Origin of the sequence: Bradyrhizobium sp. SHOUNA76 (genome assembly GCF_023006445.1) — a bacterium.
Taxonomy (GTDB): domain Bacteria; phylum Pseudomonadota; class Alphaproteobacteria; order Rhizobiales; family Xanthobacteraceae; genus Bradyrhizobium.
In genome coordinates this window covers 1-3,254 of the sequence record NZ_JALBHA010000621.1, presented here as the reverse complement: position 1 = coordinate 3,254, position 3,254 = coordinate 1, and the positions used below count along the sequence as shown (strand labels likewise).

Sequence of the window (3,254 nt, the reverse complement as noted above, 5' to 3'; positions counted from 1 at the left end):
GGCGAGGCGCCGCGCGATCGCGAGGCCAAGGCCGGTGCCGCCGAACCGCCGCGCGATGCTGTCGTCCGCCTGCACGAAATCCTCGAAGATCCGCTCGTGCATGTCGGGGGCGATGCCGATGCCGGTGTCGCGAACGATGATGCTCAGCAGGATATGGTCGTCATGCCGCTCGGCGACCGCGTTCACGGCGATTCCGCCCGATGGCGTGAACTTGATGGCGTTGCCGATCAGATTGAGCAGGATGCGATTGAGCCTGACAGGATCGCCGTGCACCGAGGCTTGGACCGACGCATCGCAGGCGAGGTCGAAGGTCAGTCCCTTGCCGAAGGCCTGGGGGCGCATCAGTTCGGCGGCCGCGTCGATGAGCTGGTCGAGGCGGAAATTGCGCGGCTCAAGGGTTTCGGTGCTGCCCTCCAGGCGGGCATATTCCAGCACTGCATCGACCAGTGCGATCAGCGTTTCGCCCGACGCCGCGGCGGTCGCGAGGTGGCGCCGCTGCGCTTCACTCAGGTTGCCGTCGTCGAGCAATTGGAGCACACCCATCAAGCCGTTCAGCGGCGTGCGCAGCTCGTGGCTGACGACGGCGAGGAAGCGCGATTTGGTCTCATTGGCTTGCACGGCAGCGTTGCGCGCGCGCTCGGCGGCATCGTGCTCGGCAAGGGCGTGATCGCGCGCCTTCTCCAGCTCGGAGGTGCGCTCGATCACCTTGCGTTCGAGCGTCGCGTAGGAGTCGCGCAGATGCGCCGCCATCCGGTTGAACTGGTCGCCGAGCGCTTCCAGTTCGTCGCCGGTCCTGATCGCGAGCCGCAGGCCGAGATCGCCGCTGCCGATCCGCCGCGCGCCCTGCGTCAGGAGCTGGATCGGTCCCGTCATGCGCCGGCTGAGAAAGAGAGAGACCAGCACCGCACCGACCAAGAGCACGACGAGGAGAAAGGTCGAACGGCCGATCGATGCGTAGATCGGCGCGTAGGCCTCGGTGAGCGGCAGCTCGACGAACACCAGCCAGCCGAGCGAGGGGACCGTCGCATAGGTCGAGAGCACGCGTTGACCCGTCAGATCCTCCTTGACCAGTCCGCCTGCCGCCGGCCCCACGCCGTCGAGCGCGGCGCGGACGTCCGCATGGCCGGAGAGATCGCTACGCTGAAGCGCCCGCCACGGATCGGGATGCGCGATCAAGACCCCCATGCGATCGACCACGTAGGCCTTGCCGGTGTTGCCGACCCTGATCCCGGCGACGAGGTCCCAGATGAAGCGCAGATTGACGTCGGCGACGATCACGTCGGGATGGCGGCCTATGCCGCGCGTGGCAAGCGTCATGTACGGCTCGGTGTCGCCCAAGAAATAAACCGGTCCATAATAGGCCCGGCTTTCATTCGCGCCGCGGAAGGCGGGGGAAGCGGAGAGGTCGACGTTGCTGCCGACCTTGTCGGCGACGCGGCGCGACACGCGCACCCGCTCGCGCCCTCGCGGGTCGATCTCGGCGATCTCCGCGATCGCCGGCGAGAGACGCAGGAGACGGATCGCGTTCAGGCGCTCGTCTTCGTTGGTCGACAGCTCCGGCGGCAGGCGCGAGAGCCATCTGATCTGGTTTTCGATCTGGCCGACGAACTGGCCGATCTGGATCGCGGCGGACGCTGCCTGTTCGCGCTGCGTTGCCGCCAGAAGCTGCTTCTGCTCGCGATAGGAGAACCAGACGTCGAAGCCGGTGTTGATGGCGAGGGCGGCAAAGGCGAGGGCGACGATCGAGTAGAGATATTTGCGGAATAGCCGGCCGGGAGGCGTCCGCAATGGTCCCTGGTCGACCGTCTCGTTCACTCGCGGATCTCGTCGGCGCGCGCGAGCAGCGTGAACGGAATGGTCAATCCCAGTGTGCGAGCGACCGTGCGGTTGATCAGGAGCTCGTATTTGCGCGGCGACTGCACCGGAAGATCACCTGCCTTGGTGCCGCGCAGAATGAGATCGACGTAATCGGCCGAGCGCACCTCCAACGTCGCCCCGTAGCTCATCAACCCGCCCGCATCCATGAAATAATAGAACGGGTAGATCGTGGGCACGCGATATTTGTCCGCCGCCGCAACGACCGTCTGTCGGTTGACGACGAGGAAGCTGTCGACCAGGGCAATCATGGCCGCCTTGGGTGGTTCGGCGAAGCGCCCAACGGCTGCGTCGATGTCCGCAAGCGTGTTGACGGGCGCAGGGACGACAGCCACGCCGGATTCGGCCGCTTGCTGCTCGATCGAATCGAGGAAGAAGCGTCCCGCCCGAGGCGCGCTTGTGGGGTTGAACAGCACGCCCACGCGGGCGATATCCGGCACGGCCTCCCGGATGAGTTGAAGCCATTTGCCGCCCATATCGGCGGTGCTGTTGGTGAAGCCGGTGACGTTGCCGCCGGGATGGGCAAGACTTTCGACGAAGCCATTGCCGACCGGATCGTTGGCGGTCGCGAACACGATCGGAATCGTCTTGGTGGCGGCAAGGACCGCCGTGGTTTCGATCGTCGACCCCGTCAGGATCACGTCCGGCTTGAGGTCCAGCAACTCCTGAATGGCCGCCTTCAGCCTCTCCGGTGGGCCGAAGCTCGAACGAAGCTCGAGGCGGAAGTTGACGCCTTCGACCCAGCCGCGCTGTCTCAAGCCGGCGACGAGGCCGCCGAGGCGCGAGGTCGGACTGTCGATCATGCTCCGCCTTGTCAGTTCGTCGTCGAGCCGCAATGCGGTCAAGGAAGCGACGATCCGCATGCGATCCGACGTTGCGCCGAGCGCCGTCCATCCTGCGGTGGTTGCGCCCACAAGGCGAATGAAGCCGCGGCGATCGACCGCGAAAGCGGAACGCCGTTCGGTCATGGATTTCTTTGCATGATGGCTTGCCCCAGCTCGGATGCTTAGCGCGAACGGCCGGTGTCCACAATTGATCAAAAAATGCGCTTGTGAATGTTCATTCGCAGCGTTTGGCAGCCCGATACCGTATTCCTACGCTGCCAAAGAGTCGCTGTTTCGCGTGTTGTCTGCTCCGTGCCGCCTTGTAACGCCTTGTGGCGTTGCAGCATTTTCCGTCCCGGTTGCGACGACGGCTCGGGGAAGCCATTTCGCAGCTGCCGATTTTTGAAGCGTTGTTTCAAGTTGTTTTCGAAGGTTTTCGATGCGCAAAATCTATCTCATTCCGGCCGTCGTCGGCCTGTTCACCTCCGTTGCAGCCGGGCCGCTCGCGGCCCAGGGCGCCGTGCCGAAGCAGAAGCCGGCACCGGCACCCAGAGC

2 protein-coding genes are annotated in these 3,254 nt (G+C 65.0%); both read right to left on the bottom strand.

Features of this window, described 5'->3' with window-relative positions; translation table 11 throughout:
• Window positions 1-1,815 (bottom strand): hybrid sensor histidine kinase/response regulator (locus MOV74_RS34520; RefSeq protein WP_246931438.1); only part of this gene is annotated, 1,815 nt, incomplete at its 3' end.
• Window positions 1,812-2,843, bottom strand: coding sequence for an ABC transporter substrate-binding protein (locus tag MOV74_RS34515; RefSeq protein ID WP_246931437.1), 1,032 nt, complete (start codon window positions 2,841-2,843; stop codon window positions 1,812-1,814). The genes MOV74_RS34520 and MOV74_RS34515, both read right to left, overlap by 4 nt.
• Window positions 2,844-3,254: the final 411 nt, after the last annotated feature.

Excerpts from the sequence above, each read along its gene's own strand:
- MOV74_RS34515 (WP_246931437.1), bottom strand. The coding sequence starts at position 2,843 with ATGACCGAACGGCGTTCCGCTTTCGCGGTCGATCGCCGCGGCTTCATT.